Source organism: Clostridium sp. N3C (genome assembly GCF_900095445.1).
Classification (GTDB): domain Bacteria; phylum Bacillota; class Clostridia; order Clostridiales; family Clostridiaceae; genus Clostridium_AU.
In genome coordinates, this window is the sequence record NZ_FMJL01000004.1 from 39,430 (window position 1) to 62,419 (window position 22,990).

The 22,990-nt window shown below is 31.0% G+C and carries 22 protein-coding genes and 1 pseudogene; 3 read left to right on the top strand and 20 right to left on the bottom strand.

The annotated features are described in order from the left end of the window. Positions 1-5: 5 nt before the first annotated feature. The 10 genes from smc to pta form a co-directional block, all read right to left on the bottom strand. On the bottom strand, positions 6-3,566 hold the full coding sequence (gene smc / locus N3C_RS02610) for a chromosome segregation protein SMC (RefSeq protein WP_074364520.1): 3,561 nt from the start codon (positions 3,564-3,566) through the stop codon (positions 6-8). A gap of 216 nt (positions 3,567-3,782) precedes the next feature. Further along, positions 3,783-4,043, bottom strand: coding sequence for a stage V sporulation protein S (locus tag N3C_RS02615; protein ID WP_074364521.1), 261 nt, complete (start codon positions 4,041-4,043; stop codon positions 3,783-3,785). A gap of 50 nt (positions 4,044-4,093) precedes the next feature. Beyond that, the gene (locus N3C_RS02620) at positions 4,094-5,179 is read right to left on the bottom strand and encodes an elongator complex protein 3 (protein WP_074364522.1); all 1,086 of its coding nucleotides are present in this window, start codon (positions 5,177-5,179) and stop codon (positions 4,094-4,096) included. After that, on the bottom strand, positions 5,172-5,876 hold the full coding sequence (rnc, locus tag N3C_RS02625) for a ribonuclease III (protein WP_074364523.1): 705 nt from the start codon (positions 5,874-5,876) through the stop codon (positions 5,172-5,174). Before rnc ends, N3C_RS02620 begins: the two co-directional genes overlap by 8 nt. A gap of 71 nt (positions 5,877-5,947) precedes the next feature. Further along, positions 5,948-6,184, bottom strand: a complete 237-nt coding sequence (gene acpP, locus N3C_RS02630) for an acyl carrier protein (RefSeq protein WP_074364524.1) — start codon at positions 6,182-6,184, stop codon at positions 5,948-5,950. A 74-nt stretch (positions 6,185-6,258) separates the two neighbouring features. Beyond that, positions 6,259-7,263: a phosphate acyltransferase PlsX gene (gene plsX, locus N3C_RS02635; RefSeq protein WP_074364525.1), complete on the bottom strand. Its 1,005-nt coding sequence runs from the start codon at positions 7,261-7,263 to the stop codon at positions 6,259-6,261. Between the two features lie 58 nt (positions 7,264-7,321). Beyond that, a complete protein-coding gene (gene rpmF, locus N3C_RS02640) occupies positions 7,322-7,504 on the bottom strand; it encodes a 50S ribosomal protein L32 (RefSeq protein ID WP_074364526.1) in 183 nt (60 codons plus the stop codon). A 12-nt stretch (positions 7,505-7,516) separates the two neighbouring features. After that, the gene (locus N3C_RS02645; RefSeq protein ID WP_074364619.1) at positions 7,517-8,017 is read right to left on the bottom strand and encodes a YceD family protein; all 501 of its coding nucleotides are present in this window, start codon (positions 8,015-8,017) and stop codon (positions 7,517-7,519) included. Between the two features lie 167 nt (positions 8,018-8,184). Further along, complete coding sequence (locus tag N3C_RS02650) at positions 8,185-9,378, bottom strand: acetate kinase (RefSeq protein ID WP_074364527.1); 1,194 nt, start codon at positions 9,376-9,378, stop codon at positions 8,185-8,187. 73 nt (positions 9,379-9,451) lie between these two features. Continuing rightward, the gene (gene pta / locus N3C_RS02655) at positions 9,452-10,453 is read right to left on the bottom strand and encodes a phosphate acetyltransferase (RefSeq protein ID WP_074364528.1); all 1,002 of its coding nucleotides are present in this window, start codon (positions 10,451-10,453) and stop codon (positions 9,452-9,454) included. 218 nt (positions 10,454-10,671) lie between these two features. Here pta and N3C_RS02660 point away from each other — a divergent pair, with 218 nt between their 5' ends. After that, positions 10,672-11,904 (top strand): nucleotidyltransferase, encoded by a 1,233-nt coding sequence (locus N3C_RS02660; RefSeq protein ID WP_074364529.1) that lies wholly within the window; start codon positions 10,672-10,674, stop codon positions 11,902-11,904. 97 nt (positions 11,905-12,001) lie between these two features. Continuing rightward, entirely contained in the window at positions 12,002-13,171 is a 1,170-nt protein-coding gene (ylbJ, locus tag N3C_RS02665) for a sporulation integral membrane protein YlbJ (RefSeq protein WP_242944029.1), read from the top strand. Here ylbJ and N3C_RS02670 read toward each other — a convergent pair. The 6 genes and pseudogenes from N3C_RS02670 to N3C_RS02695 all read right to left on the bottom strand — a co-directional run bounded on the left by N3C_RS02670 (position 13,154) and on the right by N3C_RS02695 (position 18,928). Continuing rightward, complete coding sequence (locus N3C_RS02670) at positions 13,154-13,678, bottom strand: ATPase (RefSeq protein ID WP_074364530.1); 525 nt, start codon at positions 13,676-13,678, stop codon at positions 13,154-13,156. The two genes, ylbJ and N3C_RS02670, sit on opposite strands and share 18 nt — an antisense overlap. An 11-nt stretch (positions 13,679-13,689) precedes the next feature. Beyond that, positions 13,690-14,172 carry a pantetheine-phosphate adenylyltransferase gene (gene coaD, locus N3C_RS02675; RefSeq protein WP_074364531.1) on the bottom strand — a complete coding sequence of 161 codons (483 nt, stop codon included), beginning with the start codon at positions 14,170-14,172 and terminating at the stop codon, positions 13,690-13,692. Between the two features lie 30 nt (positions 14,173-14,202). After that, positions 14,203-14,766: pseudogene (gene rsmD, locus N3C_RS02680) on the bottom strand (16S rRNA (guanine(966)-N(2))-methyltransferase RsmD); the annotation flags it as partial. Between the two features lie 88 nt (positions 14,767-14,854). Beyond that, positions 14,855-16,882 (bottom strand): ATP-dependent DNA helicase RecG, encoded by a 2,028-nt coding sequence (gene recG, locus N3C_RS02685; RefSeq protein WP_074364533.1) that lies wholly within the window; start codon positions 16,880-16,882, stop codon positions 14,855-14,857. A gap of 54 nt (positions 16,883-16,936) precedes the next feature. After that, positions 16,937-18,562 carry a DAK2 domain-containing protein gene (locus N3C_RS02690; RefSeq protein ID WP_074364534.1) on the bottom strand — a complete coding sequence of 542 codons (1,626 nt, stop codon included), beginning with the start codon at positions 18,560-18,562 and terminating at the stop codon, positions 16,937-16,939. A gap of 15 nt (positions 18,563-18,577) precedes the next feature. Further along, positions 18,578-18,928, bottom strand: coding sequence for an Asp23/Gls24 family envelope stress response protein (locus N3C_RS02695; RefSeq protein WP_074364535.1), 351 nt, complete (start codon positions 18,926-18,928; stop codon positions 18,578-18,580). A gap of 197 nt (positions 18,929-19,125) precedes the next feature. Here N3C_RS02695 and rpmB point away from each other — a divergent pair, with 197 nt between their 5' ends. Continuing rightward, the gene (gene rpmB, locus N3C_RS02700) at positions 19,126-19,317 is read left to right on the top strand and encodes a 50S ribosomal protein L28 (RefSeq protein ID WP_074364536.1); all 192 of its coding nucleotides are present in this window, start codon (positions 19,126-19,128) and stop codon (positions 19,315-19,317) included. A gap of 140 nt (positions 19,318-19,457) precedes the next feature. On the opposite strand, the gene N3C_RS14940 is transcribed toward rpmB, so the two are convergent. The 4 genes from N3C_RS14940 to rsgA form a co-directional block, all read right to left on the bottom strand. Then, positions 19,458-19,622, bottom strand: a complete 165-nt coding sequence (locus tag N3C_RS14940) for a hypothetical protein (protein ID WP_178377754.1) — start codon at positions 19,620-19,622, stop codon at positions 19,458-19,460. A gap of 71 nt (positions 19,623-19,693) precedes the next feature. Continuing rightward, positions 19,694-20,329: a thiamine diphosphokinase gene (locus N3C_RS02705; protein ID WP_074364537.1), complete on the bottom strand. Its 636-nt coding sequence runs from the start codon at positions 20,327-20,329 to the stop codon at positions 19,694-19,696. Between the two features lie 87 nt (positions 20,330-20,416). Continuing rightward, positions 20,417-21,895 carry a protein kinase domain-containing protein gene (locus N3C_RS02710; RefSeq protein ID WP_074364538.1) on the bottom strand — a complete coding sequence of 493 codons (1,479 nt, stop codon included), beginning with the start codon at positions 21,893-21,895 and terminating at the stop codon, positions 20,417-20,419. Positions 21,896-22,106: 211 nt separating this feature from the next. Further along, the gene (rsgA, locus tag N3C_RS02715; protein ID WP_074364539.1) at positions 22,107-22,976 is read right to left on the bottom strand and encodes a ribosome small subunit-dependent GTPase A; all 870 of its coding nucleotides are present in this window, start codon (positions 22,974-22,976) and stop codon (positions 22,107-22,109) included. Positions 22,977-22,990: the final 14 nt, after the last annotated feature.

Here is a 22,990-nt window from a genome sequence, read left to right on the forward strand (position 1 = left end):
TCCTCCTAAGCTTTTGATAAATCTACTGATACAACTTTTGATACACCCATTTCTTCCATGGTAACTCCATATAAAACATCACTAGCCTCCATTGTACCTTTTCGGTGGGTGATTACGATGAACTGTATGTTTTTCGAGAAGGTTTTTAAGAACTCTGCATATCTAGCTACATTAGCATCATCTAGAGCTGCTTCTATTTCATCAAGTATGCAGAAAGGAGTTGGTTTCATTTTCAGTATGGCAAAGAGTAGTGCTATTGCGGAAAGTCCCTTTTCTCCACCGGACATCAAGTTAATGTTTTGCAACTTTTTACCTGGAGGTTGAACATTTATGTCTATGTTAGCACTTAATTCATCACCTTCACCAAGAATAAGATCGGCACTGCCACCTTTAAACAACTGTCTAAAGGTTTCATTGAAATAAGCTCTTAATTTATTAAAGTTTTCATTGAAAACCTCCCTCATTTTAGTGGTCATCTCATTTATAACGTCATTGAGCTCATTAATTGCCTTAGTCAAATCGTCTCTTTGGCCAGACATAAAGTTATACTTTTCAGTAAGTTGCTCATATTCCTCTATAGCGCCTACATTTACAACTCCTAAAGCTGTTATATTAGATTTTAACTCTGCCACTTCTCTTTTTACTTCCTCGGAATTGCTTATTTCTCTTTTATATTTTTGTGCTTCCGCCAAGGTAATATTGTATTCATCATTGAGCTTTCCTAAATAATTAGTTTTTTCTGATTCATATTTAGTCATTGTTAATTCTAATCTATGTTTTTCTGAATCCTTTGCAGAGATAACTCCTACTAATTCTTCTTCTTCCGAATTCTTCTTCTTAATATTATCTTTTATTTCAATTTTTATTACTTCGTATTCCTTAAACTTTTCTTCTAAAGCCTTTACTTTTTCATTCAATTCTTCTAATTTAGCATTATTATTTCTTACTGCTTCATTACTTTCAATAATGGTTTCGTTAGCTTGATTAATTTCTTCTAATAACTGTGCTTTTCTTCCTATATAATTTTCAATATCTTTAGCTATTCTTTCTAACTCCCTAATTTTGCTGTTTAAAACTTCGTCCCTTTGAGCCTTATCAATTTTAAGTTTTACTAGCTCTTCCTTATTGCTTTCTATATCTTTTCGTTTTTGTTCCGTTACTATTTGTAAATTGTCCATGGATTTACGGATTTCTTTTTCTTTATTCTCACATTTACTTATTTCAAGTTCTATACTACTAATACTTTCATCGTATTTTTGCAACTTTTCTTCTATAGACTGAATCTCTTGGAAGATAACTTTTGTATTCTTCTTCAACTTTTCCGAATCTTCTAATATAGCTGAAATTCTGCCTTGAACCTTGGTAATGTCTATTTGATTAAAATGAATCTGATCTTTCTCATTAAGCACAGAATTATCCAATTCTTTCAACTGACTTTTAAGGGATTCTAGTTCTACACTAAGTGATTTGATTTTCTCTTTACCTTCCTCAATTTTTTTCTCCAAGTCTTTAATTTCTTTCTTTCTACCTAAAATATTTGTAGACTTCTTCTGTTGACTTCCTCCCGTTAAAGATCCCCCTGGATTTACAATATCACCAGACAAGGTTACAATTTTAAAGCTAAAAGAAGCTCTTTTAGCAATCTTTAAAGCATTGTCTAAATCATTACATATAATGGTTCTACCCAAAACATAGTTTACTGCAGATTCAAATTCTTCTTTATATCCAATTAAATCACTAGCTATTCCTATATAGCCTTCCATCTTAGTAAGATCTTCAGCTACTTTTATTTTCCTTCCCTCAATAATATTTAAAGGTAAAAAAGTAGCACGTCCTAAATTATTAACCTTTAAATGTTCAATTAAAGTCTTTGCTATATTATCATCTTCAGTTATTATGTCAGATACTGCCCCACCTAGAGCTACCTCTATAGCTTCTACTAAATGATCTGGAACCTTAATTATGTTACCGAGCAAGAAAGTTTTACCTTTTGCCATTGGAATCTTATTATCTTCGATATTTATCATTAAAGACTTTGCTGCTCGATTATAACCTTCAAAATGCTTTTCTAAATTCATTAATGCATTATGATTAGCTTCTAATCTATTGGTAATTAAAGATGTTTCCTTATAAATTTTCTCTAAATCAGTATATTTTTTAGATAAAGAAGCTATTTGCCTCTTATATTCTTTTATTCTGCTTTCTCCTTTAACAATTTCCTCTTGTAATTTTACTTGTTCATCTTCCAATGCTTTGACTGTTGTAGCGTTTATTGCTAAAGATGTGTTAAAACCTTCATATTGGGTTTTTAACTGATCTTGCCTTTTAAATAAATTGTCCTTATTAATTTTAGCTGAAGTAATCTCATTTTTATATTCAGAAATTCTTCTAAGCAATTCAATAAGCTCTTGATTGTATATATTAAGATTCTCTTCTCCAAGATTTACTTCTTTATTTAATTCTTCCAAAAGTAATTCTAAGCTCTTAATTCTCTCATCATTTTTATTCTTATCTAGCTGTTGCTCCTTTAATTGAATTTCCAAAGTATTTCTTTGATCGCTTAAGACCTTTAATTTTTCTATAATTTCTTCCTTTTCTTTTTCATATCTTTCAATGTAATCTCTTAAAGTTGATATTCTTTCTGTAAGAACTTGATTTTCTGATATTAAACTTTGCTTATTATTTAAGCAATTGTAATAATTATCTTTGTCATTTATACTTTGTTGCTCATGTTCCTCAAGTTCCTTTTGAAGCTTATCTAAAGAAGCTTTTATGGCATCCTTCTGTGAATATAATCCCTTAAGCTCCTCATTAATATTTTTAATCCTTGTGTTGTATTCATCTATTTTTACCTCATTTTTTTCAATGAGATGAATTAGTATAGATACTTCTTTCTCCTTTAACTGTTCTGAAAGTTCTAAAAACCTTTTAGCTTTCTCATACTCAATACGTAAAGGATCTAATCTTTCCTCATATGTGGACAGTATATCATTAATTCTTACTAAATTTTGTTCTGTATTAGCAAGTTTCTTCTCCGCTTCTTCTTTTCTGGTTTTAAACTTTACAATACCAGCAGCTTCTTCGATTAAATTACGTCTTTCTTCTGGTCTTCCGCTTAATATAGCTTCAATTTTACCTTGACCAATAATTGAATAACCTTCTTTTCCAATACCAGTATCCATAAACAATTCTTGAATATCTTTCAATCTGCAAAGAGTGTTATTTATATAGTACTCACTTTCACCAGATCGATATAATCTTCTTGACACTGTAACATCAGAATACTCTATAGGTAACTGATAATCACTATTGTCCAAAGTTATTGAAACTTGAGCAAGACTAAGACCTTTTCTATACATAGTACCAGCAAATATAACATCCTCCATCTTGCCCCCTCTTAAATTTTTAACGCTTTGTTCACCTAAAACCCATCTCACAGCATCAGAAATATTGCTTTTACCGCTGCCATTAGGTCCTACTACTGCGGTGACACCATTTTTAAATTTTAATTCTGTTTTATCTGCAAAAGATTTAAATCCTCTAATTTCAAGTGACTTCAAAAACATAAATACACTCCTAACCAAGAAATGCCAAAACTGATGTTAATACAAAAGCTATTAATACGAATATTACCAAAGCCCTTAATAATTTTTGCCTTTTTCTATAATTCATAGAAGTAACACTCCCTATTTTTATACTCAGTAATATACAATATTACTTTAATAGTTTATAGCAAATATTTAAAAAAAACAACTCCATGCAGAGCATGGAGCTTCTCTTTACTATCTAGGTTCTACAATAAATTTAATTGCTGTTCTTTCCTCGCCTTCAATAACTATTTCTGAGAAGGCAGGTACTACCACTAAATCTATCCCATTGGGAGCTACAAATCCTCTCGTTATTGCTATTGCTTTTACTGCTTGATTAACCGCTCCAGCACCTACTGCTTGCACTTCAGCTGCTGAATTTTCTCTTAACACAGCTGCCAATGCGCCGGCTACAGATTTTGGTTGTGAATGAGCTGATACTTTTAATACTTCCATAAATATATTCCCCCTATATCAATTATAAAAAATAGTACATTATAATTATTCTATAAAATATAGTTTTTTCCTTCTTTAACCTTATCTGAAATAAATTCAAATATCGACATTTTCCAACATTTATCTTTATACTTAAATGCTATCTCACCGATCTTTAAGCTGTTATCTACCAAAACATTAAGTTTATCTGTAATAATGTATCTTTTCATGTCGTTAAAAAAAAGTTTTTTATTTGCATATAACTTGGAAATATATTTATAATTTATATAAAGATTAACTTCACCTTCTAAGCTTTTAACTTGCTCCAATATCATATCACACAAAAGGCTACCCTCTACCAATTCTCTAAAGGCAGGATGATAGGGACCATCTATAATGTCCCTACCTTCAGCAATATTGTCTGTAGCCTGAAGTCCTACTCTTATAATTTTTACATTATGAAAGCTATAAATAGAATATATTTCTTTTCCTATTTTAATTGCTTCTTCCAAAGTATAGGGTTTATATTCACCTCTTTTATACATAACTTCCATAGGAGTATTCTTCAATACTAGGGCAGGATAAATTCTACACAAATCCGGTTTCAACTTTAAACTTTCATAACATGTTTCAAGATCTTTTTCAAAAGTGTCTCCTGGAAGTCCAAGCATTATTTGATGTCCTAGTATAAAACCATAATCTTTTATTTTAATGGAAGCATTAACAGTATCAGCTTTACTATGTCCCCTTCCAGCTAACCTAAGAACTTCATCATTCATAGATTGGACACCTAACTCAATAATATCTACGGAAAACTTCTTTAAATTTTCTAATATTAAATCATCAATATAGTCAGGTCTTGTAGATAGTCTAATAAAATCTACTATTCCTCTGTCCTTATAATATTTTGCAGCGGTTAAAAGTTCTATTTGCTTTTCTAAAGGAATTGCAGTAAAGGTACCTCCGAAGAATGATATTTCAACTATGCTATTTTCCCTATCAATTGTCTTTAAATATTCCTCTACAGTATCTTTTACAGTGATTGCGGTAACCTTTTCTGTAGATCCAGTTATTGAATTTTGATTACAAAATACACAATTATGTGGACATCCTTCATGAGGTACAAAAAGAGGTATTATATAATGATTTTTACTCAAGTTTTTCCCCCAACCTTTCTATTGCTTCTTTAGCCGCTGCTTGCTCCGCTTCTTTCTTACTGTAACCAACGCCCTGGCCTAAAAGACTATTGTTTGCAGTTACATTTACATAAAACTCTCTCCTATGGGGAGGTCCTTCAAATTTAATTAAATTATACTGTATCTGTACCTCACCATTTTTCTGCAATAGTTCTTGAAGTCTCGTTTTATAATCTAAAATTATTTCATTATTGATAGCTTTAGATATAATATTCTTAAAATTCTCTAATATATATTTTTTAACTGCTTCAAATCCCTTATCAAGATAAATTGCAGCTAACACTGCTTCTACACAGTCTGCTAAAATTGACACCCTTTCTCTGCCACCAGTAAGTTCTTCTCCTTTACTCATATAGATATACTTACCTAAATTCCATTGCTTTGCAAGTTCGTATAGAGAGTTTTCACAAACAATCAAAGATCTTAGCCTTGTGAGTTCACCTTCAGATTTTTCCTCATATGTTTGAAATAGATATTCTGTAATAGTTAATTGAAGCACAGAATCTCCTAAAAACTCTAATCTTTCATTGTACTTAACATTTTTTCTTTGGTTTGCATAGGAGCTATGAGTGATTGCAATATTTAACAATCTCTTATTGATAAAGGAAACACCTAGTTTTTCCTCTAGTTCTTCTAATAGAATATTATCTAAATGCATAAAAACGCTCCTTTTAACTAAAAAGTATTTGTTTTAATAATAAAGCCCGGATAAAACCGGGACTTTAAAAATTAATTCTCATCAGTGTGAGACTTTATGTATTCTACTACATCACCAACTGTTGTTACTTTTTCTACCTCTTCATCAGGAATTTCCATATCAAATTCATCTTCTAGTGCCATAACTAGCTCTACTAGATCCAATGAATCAGCCCCTAAATCATCTACAAAAGAAGATTCCATAGTTATTTCATCTTCATCTAAGCTTAATTTGTCAGCAATGATTTCTCTAACCTTTTCAAAAACCATCTATTTCACCTCCTGTTGAGTTATTGCTAATACAATAAATGACATAATACCGTCAATACAATAATTGTGCAATATTAATGTTCCTCTGTCAAGCTATTGGTTATACTTTCTTTTATTTTTTCTATAACTCTCTTTTCATACAATGTATGAGCTTGCTTTATAGCATTCTTAATAGCCCTGGCATCGGAACTACCATGAGCTTTTATACAAATACCGTTCACTCCTAAGAAAGGTGCTCCTCCTACTTCTTTATAATCAAACTTCTTTTTAAAGTTTTTAAACATAGGCTTTAAAATAAGTGCACCAATCTTGTTTCTTGTACTAGACATCATTTCACTTTTAAGAATATCAAAAATATTAAAAGCTACTCCTTCATACATTTTAAGTACTGTGTTACCAACAAAGCCATCACAAACCAATACATCTACATCCCCGGTAGGAATATCTCTTGGTTCTACATTACCAACAAAATTCAAACTAGAATCCTTAAGGATTTTGTAGGCAGCCTTGGTTAATTCATTACCCTTTTCCTCCTCAGCTCCTATATTAACAAGGCCAACAGAAGGATTATCAACATTCATAACATCTTTCATATATATTTGGCCCATGATTCCAAATTGCAATAAGTTAGAGGGCTTACATTCTGCATTAGCTCCGGAATCAATTACCATAAAGGAATTGTTTTTACCTGGCATAATAGGTGCTAAAGCAGGTCTTTCTACTCCTTTTATTCTACCGATTATAAAAAGTGCTCCAGCTAAAAGGGCTCCAGTACTGCCAGCAGATATTACAGCGTCACACTCCTTAGACTTTACTAAATTTAAAGCCTCACATATGCTTGAATTCTTCTTTTTTCTTATAGCCATTACTGGATGTTCATTAGGACTAATTACCTCAGAGCAATGAAATATGTCAATTTTACTATTATCGTATTCATACTTCTTTAGTTCCTTTTCTAATATTTCTTTCGGTCCTGTCATAGTTATATGTACATCTAAGTCTTTTAATGCCTCTACACATCCTTGAACAACAGCGGATGGAGCATGATCGCCGCCCATAGCATCTACTGAAATCCTCATATTACACCATTCCCTCTTCTATATTTTTCTAAAATAAAAGAAAGTCAAAAGACTTTCTTTACTTTTCTGGATTAATAATTTCTTTTCCCTTATAATAACCACAATTCTTACAAACTCTATGAGCTAATTTCATTTCATGGCATTGTGGACATTCAACTATTCCTGGTAAACCTAGTTTAAATGTCTGAGCTCTTCTTGAATCTCTTCTTGCTTTTGAAAATCTTCTTGCTGGATTTCCCATCGTTACACCTCCTTAATCTGTTAAAAACAACTCTTTTAGTTTTTCTAGCCTCGGATCCACATTACCGATGCTACAATTACATGTCTTTTTATTCAGATTACAACCACATTGTTGGCACAAACCTTTGCAATCCTCATTACACAATTTTTTAATTGGTAAAGACATTAAAATGTTGTTTTCTAATAGGTCAATTAAATTGATTTTATCTCTATCAAGGAAGGTGATATACTCATCCTCCTCGCTAGGAACCTGCGTAAATTTTTCTTTTATTTCAATATTTAATAAATACTGAAATCTTTCTAAACATCTAGAACAAAGCAAAGATAGTTTTCCGGTTACAACGCCTTCTAGATAGATTATATTTTCCAGTTTCCTTATACTTCCTGAAAAACAAATTTTGTCTATTGTTTTGACTTCTGAATTACCAATAAATATATCCTCAGAATCTATGTTGGCATCTATAGCTCTGTTAGTATTTTTATTGTTATTTAATTCTTTTACATCAATATACATATTTTTATGCTCTGGAATTAACATCCCTCATCTATGATAAGAATATGTAGCAAAAACCACATAGCTTGAGTCAGAGCTATTTCTCACTCCTTATAGCAAAATAGTTTTCAGAGTAACCACAATTATTATATAAACTCCCCTAAAAAAAGTCAAGTTAAGTCTTATAATTATTTTATAAGATTTAAAGTGTCTCTTGCGATCATTAGCTCTTCATCGGTAGGTACAACTAAAACCTTAACTTTAGAATCTTCAGCACTAACATCTACCTTTTTACCTCTTACTGCATTTTTCGCCTTATCTATTTTAATTCCTAAGAAGCTTAGGCCATCACATACAGCTTCTCTTGTTTCTGGTGAATTTTCACCAAGACCTGCAGTAAACACTATGCAATCTACTCCATTCATTGCAGCAATATAAGCACCTATGTACTTTCTTACTCTGTAATGGAAAATATCTAAAGCTAATTGTGCTCTTTCATTACCTTCAGCAGCAGCATTTTCAATATCTCTAAAGTCGCTACTTACTCCTGAAATTCCCAGAACGCCACTTTCCTTATTTAATAAGTTATCTACTTCTTTAGAGGACATACCTAACTCTTCCATAAGATAAGTTAATACAGCAGGGTCCACATCTCCACTTCTAGTTCCCATAACTAATCCTTCAAGAGGTGTAAAGCCCATACTTGTATCAAAGGATTTTCCGTTTTTTATTGCAGTTACACTTGCACCGTTTCCTAGATGGCAAGTTATGATTTTTAAATCCTTTATATCCTTACCCAATAACTTAGCAGCCTCATTAGAAACATATTTATGGGAAGTTCCATGGAATCCGTATCTTCTTATTCTATTTTTTTCGTACAACTCATAAGGCAAAGCATAAATATAAGATTCCTTTGGCATAGTTTGATGAAAAGCTGTATCAAACACTGCAACCATTGGAACATTAGGCAATATTGCTTTGCAAGCTTCTATACCTACTATATTTGGAGGATTGTGCAATGGAGCTAACTTAACGCAATCATTTAAAGATTTCATAACTTCATCATCGATTATAACAGAATCAGCGTATGCCTCTCCACCATGAACAACTCTATGCCCAACAGCACCTATTTCAGACATATTACTAATAACGCCATTCTCTGAATCTATTAATGCATTAATGACTATTTGAATAGCTTCTTTATGATTGCTCATCTTTTGCTCAATTACATAATTTTCTCTGCCTTCTACCTTTTGAGTTAGTTTAGAACCTTCAATACCAATTCTCTCAACTAAACCTTTAGCTAATACCTTTTCGTTTGTCATGTCAATTAATTGATATTTTAAAGATGAACTTCCGCAGTTAATTACTAAAATTTTCATTTTGATACACCTCGTTTTTAAATTAGTTATGTAAAGTAAATAATATAATTATAAAATACTTTACTCACAAGCTTTATATACCTTTTTGTGCCTGAACTGCAGTTACAGCCACCACATTAACTATATCATCAGAATTACAACCTCTAGATAAATCATTAATTGGTTTTGCAAAACCTTGACAGATAGGTCCTATAGCTTCCGCTTTTGCAAATCTTTGAACTAATTTATATCCTATATTTCCTGCCTGTAAATCAGGGAATACTAATACATTAGCTTTACCTGCTACCTTACTACCAGATGCCTTTTGATCTGCAACTTTTTGCACTATAGCTGCATCTAATTGCAATTCACCATCTATTAGAAGATCTGGTCTCTTTTGCTTTGCTATTTCTGTAGCCTTTCTTACTTTCTCTACCAATTCATGGTCAGCGCTACCCATGGTTGAGAAGGATAACATAGCTACCTTAGGTTCAAGGCCACATAATTTTTTTGCTGTCTCTGCTGTTGCTATAGCTATAGATGCTAATTGATCAGCATTAGGATTTGGATTTACAGCACAGTCAGAGAAAACTAACATACCTTCTTCACCAAATTTACAATCTGGCACCATCATTATAAAGAAACTTGATACAACAGAAACTCCTGGTGCTGTTTTTACTATCTGTAAACCTGGTCTTAGCAAATCACCGGTGGTATGTACTGCTCCAGATACCATTCCGTCCACATATCCTAATTTAACCATCATTGTACCATAATATAAGGGGTCTCTAACTATTTTTTCTGCCTTTTCCATAGTCATACCCTTATTTTTTCTCAATTCATAAAACTCTTTTGCAAATAGTGCAGTTTTATCACTGGTTTCTGGATCTTCTATAACAACTGAATCTATATTAGCGCCAAGTTCTTTAGCCTTTGCCTTTATATTATCAACATTACCAACCAATACTAATTCTGCTAGCCCATTTTTTATTATCTTTTCACAGGCTAATAGAGTTCTCTCTTCATCACCCTCTGGTAGCACTATTTTCTTTTTATCTTCCTGTGCCAACTTCCAGATTTCCTTCATTAACTCCATAATCATTTCTCCTTTCAATAATATGCAACTATATTTAATATACTCCTGCAAACATATATATTTCAACAAAAAAATATAAAAACTTAAGATATTCTTTAATTAGCAATGTTAACAATTTTCTCAACTTTCTCATTATGTTAATTATTTGTTAAATAAGCTATAATAATACTGTAACTTTTCTATTTAGAATCCAAATAATACTAATGAGGTGAAATGAAATGAATATATCCGCTATAATTTGTGAATATAATCCCCTACATCAGGGCCATAAATATCAAATTGAAAAAACAAAAGAAATTACAAAGTGTGACGGGCTTGTGGCATTAATGAGTGGTAATTTTGTTCAACGTGGAGAACCAGCCATAGTTGATAAATGGAAAAGAACACAAATGGCTTTAAATAATGGAGTAGATTTAGTTATAGAACTTCCTAGCCTTTATGCCCTCTCCTCTGCAGAGTTTTTTGCTCACGGAGCAATAAGTATTTTACATAATATGTCTGTTATTACCTCTCTATGTTTTGGTAGTGAATGTGGCAATATCAGCCCTTTAATGAATATTGCTAATATATTGGTTAAGGAACCGGAAACTTATAAGAAAATCTTAAAGGAATATCTTCAGTTAGGTCTTCCTTTTCCTAAAGCACGAAGTATAGCCCTTACAGAATTTATTAAAAATTCTAATATGGATATAAATGATTTTAATTATGAAGATATACTTGCTACCTCTAACAATATATTAGGTATAGAATATTGTAAAAGTTTAATTAGAAATAAATCCTCAGTAATTCCTTATACAATAACTCGTTTAGGCTCCCATTACAATGAGGAGAAAATTTGCGAAAACTACTCCAGTGCTACTGCTATCAGAAAACATTTAAAAGAAGAAAAATCTCTTGATATTATAAAAAATCAATTGCCACAAAGTTCTTTTGATGTTATTATGCAGCTAATAAAGGAAAATTATGAATTCTGCTTTTCATCGAAAATGTTTAAGTATATAAAATATAAATGCCTAACGGAAGGTCCCGAATCCTTCTTAAATCTAAAGGATGTTAAAGAAGGTATTCATCACAGAATATATAAATTTATAAACACCGCTCAATCCTTAGAAGAGTTAATACAAAATATAAAAACTAAACGTTACACTTATTCTCGCATAAGCAGATTATTAACTCAATATTTTATAGGTTTTGAAAAGTTTGACGTAGATAATTTATTAAAAAGAGACTGTTCTTATATCAGAGTTCTAGGTTTAAATAATAAGGGTGCAGAAATACTTAAACTAATAAAAAAGAAATCAAACTTAAACATTATAAGCAAATTAAATAAAAATATAAATGATCCTCTGCTAGAATTAGATATTTTATCAACAGCGGCCTACAGTATAATTAATGAAGCTATAAACTATAATCAAGATTTCATAAACAGCCCCATATATTTAAATTCTTAGTAATATTTAAAGCTCCCTTAAACTATAAATAAATATATGATTATGCCATAAAAGATTTCTTTAATTTTACTGTAGCAATTATTTAGGGGGCTTTAAATTGATACTATATATTATATCTTTAATTATTATTCTAAGTTTATTAACCTATATAGCAATTAAGCAAAAAAACTTTAATGTTATTATAGTATTTTTATGTACCTGCATAGTAATTTATTTTCTCAGTTTTCCTAAACAATGTATTAACTCTACCATTTTTGGAGCAAAAATATTTTTTACTGCAGTATTTCCATCGATTTTTCCTTTCCTAATTATTTGCAACCTATTAATAAATTATGATGGGGTAAATATTTATTCTAAACTCTTTGGCAAGCTCTTATGCAAGCCACTAAGATTATCCAAAGCCTGTAGCCTTACTATAATAATCAGCGCTCTTTGCGGATATCCACTAGGAGCTAAATATGCCTGCGACACCTATGAAAAATCCTTAATTACTAAGGAAGAGTGGAAAAGACTCTTAAACATCGCCTCCAATACCAGCCCTCTATTTATCGTAGGCTCCGTTGCAACTGCTATGATGGGTATGCCAAAACTAGGATACTTACTTTTGATTTCTAATTACATATCCTGTATTATGATGTCCCTTGTAGTAAAACCAGCACCATATTATAGAAGCTCCTACTTCAGAAATGAAGATGAAGCTGTTAAGGTAATTAATTTAGGGAGCAAATTAAAGAATAGTATTGAAAATGCCTTAAAAACCGTGCTTTCTATAGGTGCTTATATAATTTTTTTTGCAGTTCTATTAGATATAATTAGTTATAATAAATATTTTGACTTAATTTTATCAAGTTTAATTCCTAATACTTTGTTAAAAGATCTTGTTAAATACTTTATGTTGGGAATTATAGAACTAACTAAAGGTTGTCAATTAATATCTACATTAAATATATCTGTTACATTAAAAGCCATATTAATTAGCTTTTTATCAGCCTTTAGCGGTTTATCAATAACATCTCAAGTTTACTCCTTCACTTATAAATTTCCTGAGTTTTCAATAAAAACTTACATAAAAAGAAAAGCAGTACAAGGATTGTTTAGTTCCTTAACTACTGCAGTTCTAATGATTCCATTTAACAAGTTTTCACAAAATACCTTTAGCGGCAACTTAACAGGGGTATCTTCTAATGTAGTTTATCTTGTTTTAATTATTTTATTACTCCTACCACTATGTATTCATGGTATAAAAAAATTACTTCATGTTTCTTAATTCTTTAACATTTTCACGAATCTCTTTAGTAGTACTACTAATATCACCAACTACATTCTGAATAAATTTATCCATTTCTTCTTTAATGGCCTGTACCATTTGTTGAGTTTTAGCCTCTAACTCCTTATCTAATTGACAAAGTATTTCATCTGCATAATCTCTAGCGCCCAAGCGTATAGTCTTAGCATCCCTTTGAGCTAAGGTTATCATCTCTTGGGCTTTAGTTGTAGCTTCTTTGATTATATCGTGATTCTCCACCTGCTTCTTCATCAATTCCATGGTTTCTTTTTTTATAGCGTCATATTCCTTATTAGCCTCATTTAGTATTCTTTCCTTTTCGCCAAGCACCCACTGAGCTTTTTTAAATTCATCTGGCAAATAGTTAATAATTTGATCAACTATGTCTAGAACTTCGTTTTTGTCTATAAAAACTTTACCAGTTATCGGCATTTTTGGTGCGTTTTCAATTATCTCTTGTAGGTATTCCAACAATTGAATTACATCCATTTTTACTCCCCCTACTTCGCCCTTATTTTGCTTATTACATCATCAATAATTACATCTGGAACTAGGCCTTTAATACATCCTCCAAAGGAGGCAACCTGTTTTACAGAAGATGAACTTAAGTAAGAATATTGTGCACTTGTCATCATAAACAAAGTCTCTATAGATGAATCTAATTTATTGTTCATTAAAGCCATTTGAAACTCATATTCAAAATCTGATACAGCCCTTAATCCTTTTATAATGACCTTTGAATTTCTTTCTTTCATAAAGGTTGTAAGCAATCCACTAAAACTTTCAACGGTTACATTTTTATAAGGTGCAACAACCTTCTTTATCAATTCTACTCTCTCTTCAATAGTAAATAAGCCTTTTTTGTCTGGATTTATTAGCACTGCCACGATTAATTCATCAAATACGCTAGCAGCTCTTCTAATTACATCTTCATGTCCGTTAGTAATAGGATCAAAACTTCCCGGATATACTGCAACTCTCATTTTGTCCTCCTCATTCATCATCTATTAACCTTAACTGCTTGTATGTTCATATAGGCAAACGGTAGTATTACCATACTTTCTATGCTTTATTAATCGGATATCTCCATTTCCTTCATATATTGGTTCAGCACTATCAATCTTAGTTAATATTATACCGTGGCTATGTAATAACTTTCCTTCACTAATCATTTCGATAGCCTTTGGAATCATGTCTTTAAAATATGGAGGATCTATAAAAATTATATCAAAAACCTTATTTTTCTTTGCTAAATAACCTAAAGCTTCGTAAGAATCCATATTTAGACATTCACAATTATTAGCAAAGCCGACATTTTCAACATTTTTCTTTAACCTTTCAAAAGTTACTGGATTTCTATCTACTAAAAAGCAAAAATTGGCTCCTCTACTTACAGACTCCAAACCTAAGCTACCAGTTCCTGCAAATACATCTAGTACCTCAGCATCTGGTATTCTATTTTGAATCATGCTAAACATTGCCTCCTTAACTCTATCTAAGGTAGGCCTTGTTACATCATATCCTTCTGGAGGTAATAATTTTCGTCCTTTGGCTAGCCCTGCAATTATTCGCACCTTTTTTCCTCCTTTTTTCTATTTATTTATTATTTTAACATAATGCTACTTTCTGTACAATTCTTCATATAAATTTTGCATTATTAAACTTTTAATTAAAACATATATACTTTGAGGTTCTTTCTAAGGACTCTTTTAATTCCTCTAGTAGACCTTTATACTTTTCTTCATTATCCAGAACCTTTCTAGCTTCTCTATTAGCAACCCTAAACATATCTACATCTTGATATATATCTGCCAAAATAAGTCCCGCATCTCCACTTTGCTTTATACCAAACAAATCTCCACTGCCTCTTAGCTTCATATCTTCTTCTGCAATTTTAAAACCATCATTACTTCCTACTATAATATTCATTCTCCTTTTAATATTATCATTCTTAATATTAGCTACTAATATACAGTAGGATTTATAGCTTCCTCTTCCAACTCTTCCTCTCAGTTGATGAAGCTGAGCTAATCCAAATCTTTCAGCGTTTTCTATTATCATTACAGAGGCATTCGGTACATTTACACCAACTTCAATTACGGTAGTAGATATTAATGCTTTAATTTTCCCCTCTTTAAATTCACTCATTATTTCATCTTTCTCATTGGCTGTCATCTTACCATGAAGCAAGGCTGTAGATATATTTTGAAAATAACTACTTTTTAATTTTTCATATAATGATTTTACCGAATGTAATTCCAAAGTTTCACTTTCTTCAATCATAGGACAAACTATGTAAGCCTGCCTACCCTTTTGTATCTCCTCTACTACTTTTTTATAGGCTAATTCACTATTCTTTATATCAATTAAAATTGTATCAATTTTCTGCCTTCCTGGTGGCAATTCATCTATAATAGAAATGTCTAGATCCCCATATAAAAACAAAGACAAGGTTCTAGGTATAGGCGTAGCACTCATTACCAAAACATCAATGTCCTTTCCTTTGTTTAGGAGTTTACTTCTTTGATAAACTCCAAATCTATGTTGTTCATCTGTAACAATCATACCTAAGTTTGAAAATATCACATCATCTTCTAGAACAGCGTGAGTACCTATCACTAAATCCACACTACCATTCTTAATATCTTCTTTTAACTTAGCTTTATTCTTAGCAGTTACACTACCGGTTAGTAAGGCTATATTAACATTAAAAGCGCTAAATAATTTAACAGCTTCATTATAATGTTGATTAGCTAATATTTCTGTAGGAGCCATTAACACCGTTTGGTACCCATTCTTAATAACATTAAATAAAGCTATAAGAGCTACAATAGTTTTACCACTACCAACATCTCCCTGTAGCAATCTATTCATAGCATAGGGACTTTTTTGATCTAATAATATCTCTCTTATCGCCCGCCTTTGTCCTTCCGTTAATTGAAAGGGGAGAGAATCTTTCAACTCTGTAAGTTCTTTGCTCATTTTAAAAGCTATACCACCATTATTTATTCTATTATACTTTTTAAGCATAAGTATTTTTAATGAATATACAAACAACTCTTGAAATTTAAGTCTTTTTCTAGCAGCATCTAATGATTCCTTATTTTTAGGCATATGTATATTTCTTATAGCTTCATCTAAGGAAACTAAATTATAGGCTTGAAGGAGGCTGGATGGTAGATTTTCATTTACTCTAATAGAACTTAAAACTTGTTTTATAAGCTTTAAAAGAGTGGTAGAAGTAAGACTTTTTGTTAAAGCATATTTTGGCATGATACTTGTATTACTTTCTAAAGTCTTAATAATCTTCCCATTAGTTAAAGATTCTCTACCTTGAAACACTGTATATCTTCCTAATAATCTATAATTTTCACCTAGTTTAAAATTGTTTTTGATATAAGGTTGATTAAACCATTTACAAGTTAAAATTTTACCACCTATATCTAAGTGTATAGTAGTAATAATTTTTCCTGTCTTAGAAGTATTATCTCTATCAATTTTTACTACAGTGCCTTCAACTATACAATGTTCTCCCTTAAGAGTATTGCTACTATTTACATTACCTAAATAATCATAATCTCTAGGGAAATACAACAACAAATCTCTTACTGTAAAAATTCCTAAATTTTGTAGAAGCGTAGCTAATTTTGGGCCAACACCTTTTAATATAGAAATCTCTTGATTGATATCCAAAATCTCACCTCCCTGTAAATAGCCTATAATTTAAAAAAAGCCCTTAGGCTTTTTTTATTCAACAGAAATTATGAAATAATATAAAGGTTGATTACCATTATAGGCTTGAACATCCAAGTCTGAATATTTCTCTTCTATTTTTTCTATGAAATCATTCACCTTATTTTCATCACATTCTTTACCGTACAGAATAGTAATAAGTTCACTATCTTCATTCACTGTATTTTCTAATAGTTTTTCACAAACTTCATATACATCTGTACCAACTTCTGATATTTTGCCTTCAATTAAACCTAATATGTCTCCTTCTTTAATTTCCTTACCATCCATTTCTGTATCTCTAACGGCATAAGTAACAGAAGCAGTAGTTACATTAGCTAAAGACTCTATCATAGCCTCTTTATTCTCTTCAACTTCAGCTTCACTATTGAAAACTGTAAGTGCTGTTATACCTTGAGGTATAGTTTTAGATGGTATAACTATTACGTTTTTCTCTGAAATCTCTACAGCTTGACTAGCGGCCATTACAATATTTTTATTGTTTGGAAGCACAAATATATTCTCAGCATTAATTTTATTAATTGCATCAAGAATATCCTGAGTACTTGGATTCATTGTCTGTCCGCCCTCTATTACTATGTCTACACCCAAATCCTTAAAGATATTTATAATACCTTCTCCCATAGCTACAGAGACAAAACCATACTTCTTAGCTTCTTCCTGGGTAACTTCTTTATCTACTAACTCTTCTTCCACTACTAAATGTCTATGCTGTTCCTTCATGTTTTCAATTTTTATTTTTGTCAACTCACCTAACTTAACAGCTTTAGACAATACCGCTCCAGGATCATTTGTATGTATATGAACTTTAATTACATCTTCATAGGCTACAGCAATTATTGAATCTCCTAAAGGTTCAATTTCATTTTTGAAAGCATTACTGTCTCCATCCTTAGATAATATTATAAATTCGGTACAATAAGCAAATTTAATATCCTCTTCACTAATATATTGAGCTGCTTCATTTTTTGTAGGAATTACAGTTTTATCTTCTATTTCAACTTTAATATTGCCTAGTAAAGCATCTTTCATGCCTTGTAAAATAATTAAAAATCCCATACCGCCAGCATCTACAACCTTAGCAGCCTTTAAAACAGGCAACATTTCTGGTGTTTTGTTTAGAGTATTCTTACTATGCTCATATACTTCATTCATTAAAGACTCTGCATCCGTAGCAGAACTATTTACAGCACTTTCACCAGCAGCCCTAACAATAGTCAAAATAGTTCCTTCTGTAGGTCTCATAACAGCCTTATAGGCACTTTTTGCACCTTCCATTATGCTTTCAGCAAACTCTTTAACATCAACTTCTATTTTATCTTCTAATCCTTTAGCAAATCCGCGCAATATTTGTGATAAAATAACACCGGAATTACCTCTAGCTCCCATAAGAGCACCTTTTGCTAAGGCCTTAGCAACTTTACCTACAGGCTCATTCTTTAAATTTTTTATTTCTTCTACTGCAGCTTTAAAGGTCATAGACATATTTGTACCAGTATCTCCATCTGGTACTGGGAATACATTTAATGAGTTTACGTATTCCTTTTGTTCTTCTAATGTATTACTGGCGTTAACCATCATATTATAAAATATTTCACCATTAATTTTTAAAATGCTCATTTATGTCTTTCCCCCTTAGACTCTTACACCTTGTACATTGACTGTTATAGTTGATACTTTTATTCCTAAAAAGTTTTCAACATTGTACTTTACTTTTTGTATTATATTGTTTGCTATTACGGAAATTTTAGTACCGTATTCTACAACCACAAATAATTCTATAGCAAGTTCTTCTTCTTTGTAATTTATTTTAACTCCTTTGTGTAAGTTTCCACCTTTTATTAATTCCCAAAGTCCATCTGTTGCATTTTTAGAGGCCATACCTACAACTCCATAACATTCCATAGTTGATAGGCCTACAATATTAGCTATAACTTCTTCTGTATAACCTACCAAACCATATTCGTTAGTTATCTTAATCATAATAACTCCTCCTTGATCATTTCCATATAGTTTATTTTATATTAATTATTACTTATATTCAAGGAAATAATAATAAATAGTCTTTAATATCATTATTAATTTTATATTTCACTTGCATGTTTTATACATTGTATGCTAAAATAATGATTGTTTGAATTGAAGATGAAAAATCTTGATGTTTAATTAAGGAGGTGTTTTCAATGTCAAGAAAATGTGATATTTGCAATAAAGGTGTTGTCTTCGGTGTTCAATATAGTCATTCACACCGTCAATCAAAGAGAACATGGACTCCGAATATCAGAAGAGTTAAGGCAATAGTAAATGGAACTCCAAAAACTATACACGTTTGCACTAGATGCTTACGTTCTGGAAAAGTTCAACGTGCAGTTTAAAAATAAAAAAATGCAGTTGTCGTTAAACAATTGCATTTTTTTATTTTATGTTATTTTCGCATAAATATTTTTAATATTGAGGAAAGAAACTTTGGCAACTTAATAGCAATAATTTTCATAGATCCTCCTCATTTCAATTGCTAATGATGGTTGTGATTCATTATCTGCCATCCAAGGATTATGATACCTACACCGGATGCAGCTATCCATCCCCAAATGGGTACTATTATAGTTAGTACAATACCACCACCGATGCATGTTAGCACAAGTCCTAATTTTTTTCTAATTTTTCTGGACAGTTTCAACTAACTAATCACACCTCATCATTATTTCAATAACTATTATATGACTAGAAAACTTAATATGTTCCAAAAAATTAATCTTTGGTATAAGCAATTAATAAAATCCCTTTATTAAAAGTAATTTCCACATCTTTTCCAATAAATTCATTAGATATGGTTATGTTATCATAGGGTAATAGATTATAACCATTAAGCGCATACTTACCATTTTTAATACTAAGTCCTTCTACAGTGCCACCATAAGAAATTAAGGAGAAATATACATCTTTATTTGCTTCTAAAGTAGTACTTTTATCTACCATAAATAAAGTATTATTATCGTCTTTTATCGCCGCCTTTACCCCTGCCTTTAAACATTGATAAAGCAAACCTACATTTGCCAAAGTATGATCTATTCTACTACCTGTGGAACCCAAGAAGACAATTTCTTTAACATTTAACTCTAAAGCTTTTTTTAGAGCTAATTGACTGTCGGTAAAATCCTTTTCCTCAGGAACTCTAAGAACTTCTGTAACTTTATCCTGTATATCTTTTAGCAAAATTGGATTAATCGAATCAAAATCACCAACAATAATATTAGGTTTTATCTTATTTTCATACAGGCACTCCATTCCCTTATCAATAGCAACAATATAATCTGCATTTTTAGCTTCATCTAAAAGTAAAGCTTTAGAAGGAGCATTTCCACCAGCTACCAATAAAGCTTTCATACACACTTTCTCCTTTCTTTTTCCTTGTATACAACTGTTTAGCTTTATAATTGAAATATAAGCTTATACTACTTATTATAATTTCATTTATTGCAAATTTACAGTATAAGTTATTACTCCACCTTCTTCAAGTTCTTCCCCTGCTTTAGGATACTGATCAACTACATGATATCTTACATATCTACTATCTCTAATATACTTAGTTTTGCCAATTTTAAAACCATTCTGAGGAACAATTATTTTGGCTTCAGATTCATATTTTCCTATAAGATTAGGAACTTTTTTCTTGGCTACACCGCTGCTGACTTTAACTTCAATAATTCCACCTTTCTCAACGGATGTTCCCATTTCAGGATTGGTACTTATTACTTTCCCTTCTGCAACCTCATTACTATTTTCTATCACTTCTTTATATACTAAACCAATAGATTCAATAAGATTTTTAGCTTCTTCTTTGCTCTTTTCAGTTATATTAGGTACAACCACAGTATTAGCAGCTTTTACTCCTTCCTTATGAATATTAATTATTCCAGCAATACTCATAACTGCTACTATTCCAATTATAAAAACCAGAATACATACCAAAGTATACACTATATAATTTTTAGTTTTATCATTTACTTTAGGTTTAGTTACATCTTTATCCTGTTTATGCAGAAAATCTTCTTCATATGGTTTAGGAATATTAATAGCAGGCATCACCTGAGTATGATCTTTTTCAATTGAATTTGATACCATCCCATAATTAAACTCCTTTTGTATACTTAGCAAATCAACTAAAATTTCACTAGCATTTTTATATCTGTTGTTAGGATGTTTTTCTATAGATTTCATAATAATATTATTTAAATAAACCGGTATACTACTATTAAGCTCTATCGGTTGAAGTACTGTTTCTTCTTCATTCTTATTGGATGGTTTTAATAGATTTTCATATTTAAAAGGAAGTTTTCCTGTAACCATTTCATACATTACTATACCTAAAGAATATATGTCGCTTCTCTCATCTGCATAACATTTTGCCAACTGTTCTGGAGATAAATATGGTACCATCCCTAACAATATGTTTAAATTAATTGTTATTAAATGTTTATCACCTTTTATTAAAGAGAAATTAGTTACCTTAACGGTTCCGCTTTCTGTTATCAATATATTTTCAGGTCGAATATTTCCATGAATTATATTACTTTTATGAGCACATTCTAAAACTTTTGCTATTTGAATAGCTATATTTACAGCTCTTTCATAGCTGAGTCTTACATTCTCAACTATCAAATCTTTTAAAGTTTTTCCTATAACATACTCCATGACCATGTAATTTAAATCTTCTTGATATACTACATCGTATATATTCTCTATATTACTATTAGATAGCTTAGCTAACTCAGTTGCTTCCAATTTCAACTTTTCAAGTACAAAAGGAAGGTTTATGCAATTCTTTTTTATCATTTTAATAGTAACATATCGATTTAACTTGTTACATCTGGCTTTATAAACTTCAACTAAATTATCTTCTCCAATCTTCTCCAAGATTTCGTATCTGTCATTCAATGTTTTTCCTATCATTATTCACTTCCCTCCTATAACCAAACTTTATAGTACCTTTGCACTTTATCGATTTACGCCTACTAGTTTAGGAGACATTTTCATTTTATTGTACTTACTATTAATTTATTCATAGAATCTTTGTTCTGAATTTTTATAATCCATTACCTAAAAACATAAATATCACCCAGAATAATGATGTTACTTCTTTATTCTGGGTGAATCTCATACATTAGTTATTATAAGTTTTTATCTTTATTAGTTCTTCTAACATAGTAAGATAACTATTATATCTATCTATGTTTATTATCCCCTTATCTACAGCAGCTTTTACAGCACAATTAGGTTCCTTATGATGAAAACATCCTTTAAATTTACATTCAGCTATATAATCTTGAAATTCCGGAAAACAATATTGCAGTTCTTCCTTTTTTATCATGGTTATATCTAGAGAAGAGAATCCAGGTGTATCTACAATAAACCCACCTTCTACATCTATAAGTTGACTGTGCCTTGTAGTATGTTTACCTCTATTGTTTTTCTCACTAATTAGGCCAGTAGCCATAACTTCTTTTCCACAGAGTTTATTAATCAAAGTAGATTTACCTGCTCCAGAAGGGCCACAAACCACAGTAACATTATTAGCTAGATGTCTTTGAAGCTTTTCAACCCCTTGATTATTCTTAGCTTCTATAAAAAAATATTCGTATCCTATGTTTCCAAAATATCTTTCTACAAAAGCTTTATCCTCTTCATTAGCCAAATCCTTTTTATTAATACAAACTAAAATCTTTAGATTTTTGCTTTCACATAATACTAGAAATTTATTCAAGAGGTCTAAGTTAATATCAGGGCTTTTAATAGAAAACACCACAAAAGCTTGAGTCACGTTTGCTACATTAGGTCTAATCAATTCATTACCTCTAGGTAATATTTTTTCTATAACCCCTTTATTATTTTTTATGCTTATCTCAACCCTATCGCCCACTAACGGAGTAAGTTCATTATGTCTAAACTTACCTCTTGCCTTACATTCTATAACATCTTCTTCAACTTTTACATAATAAAATCCACCAATACCTTTAATAATTCTTCCTAACATATTTGCACCTCTAG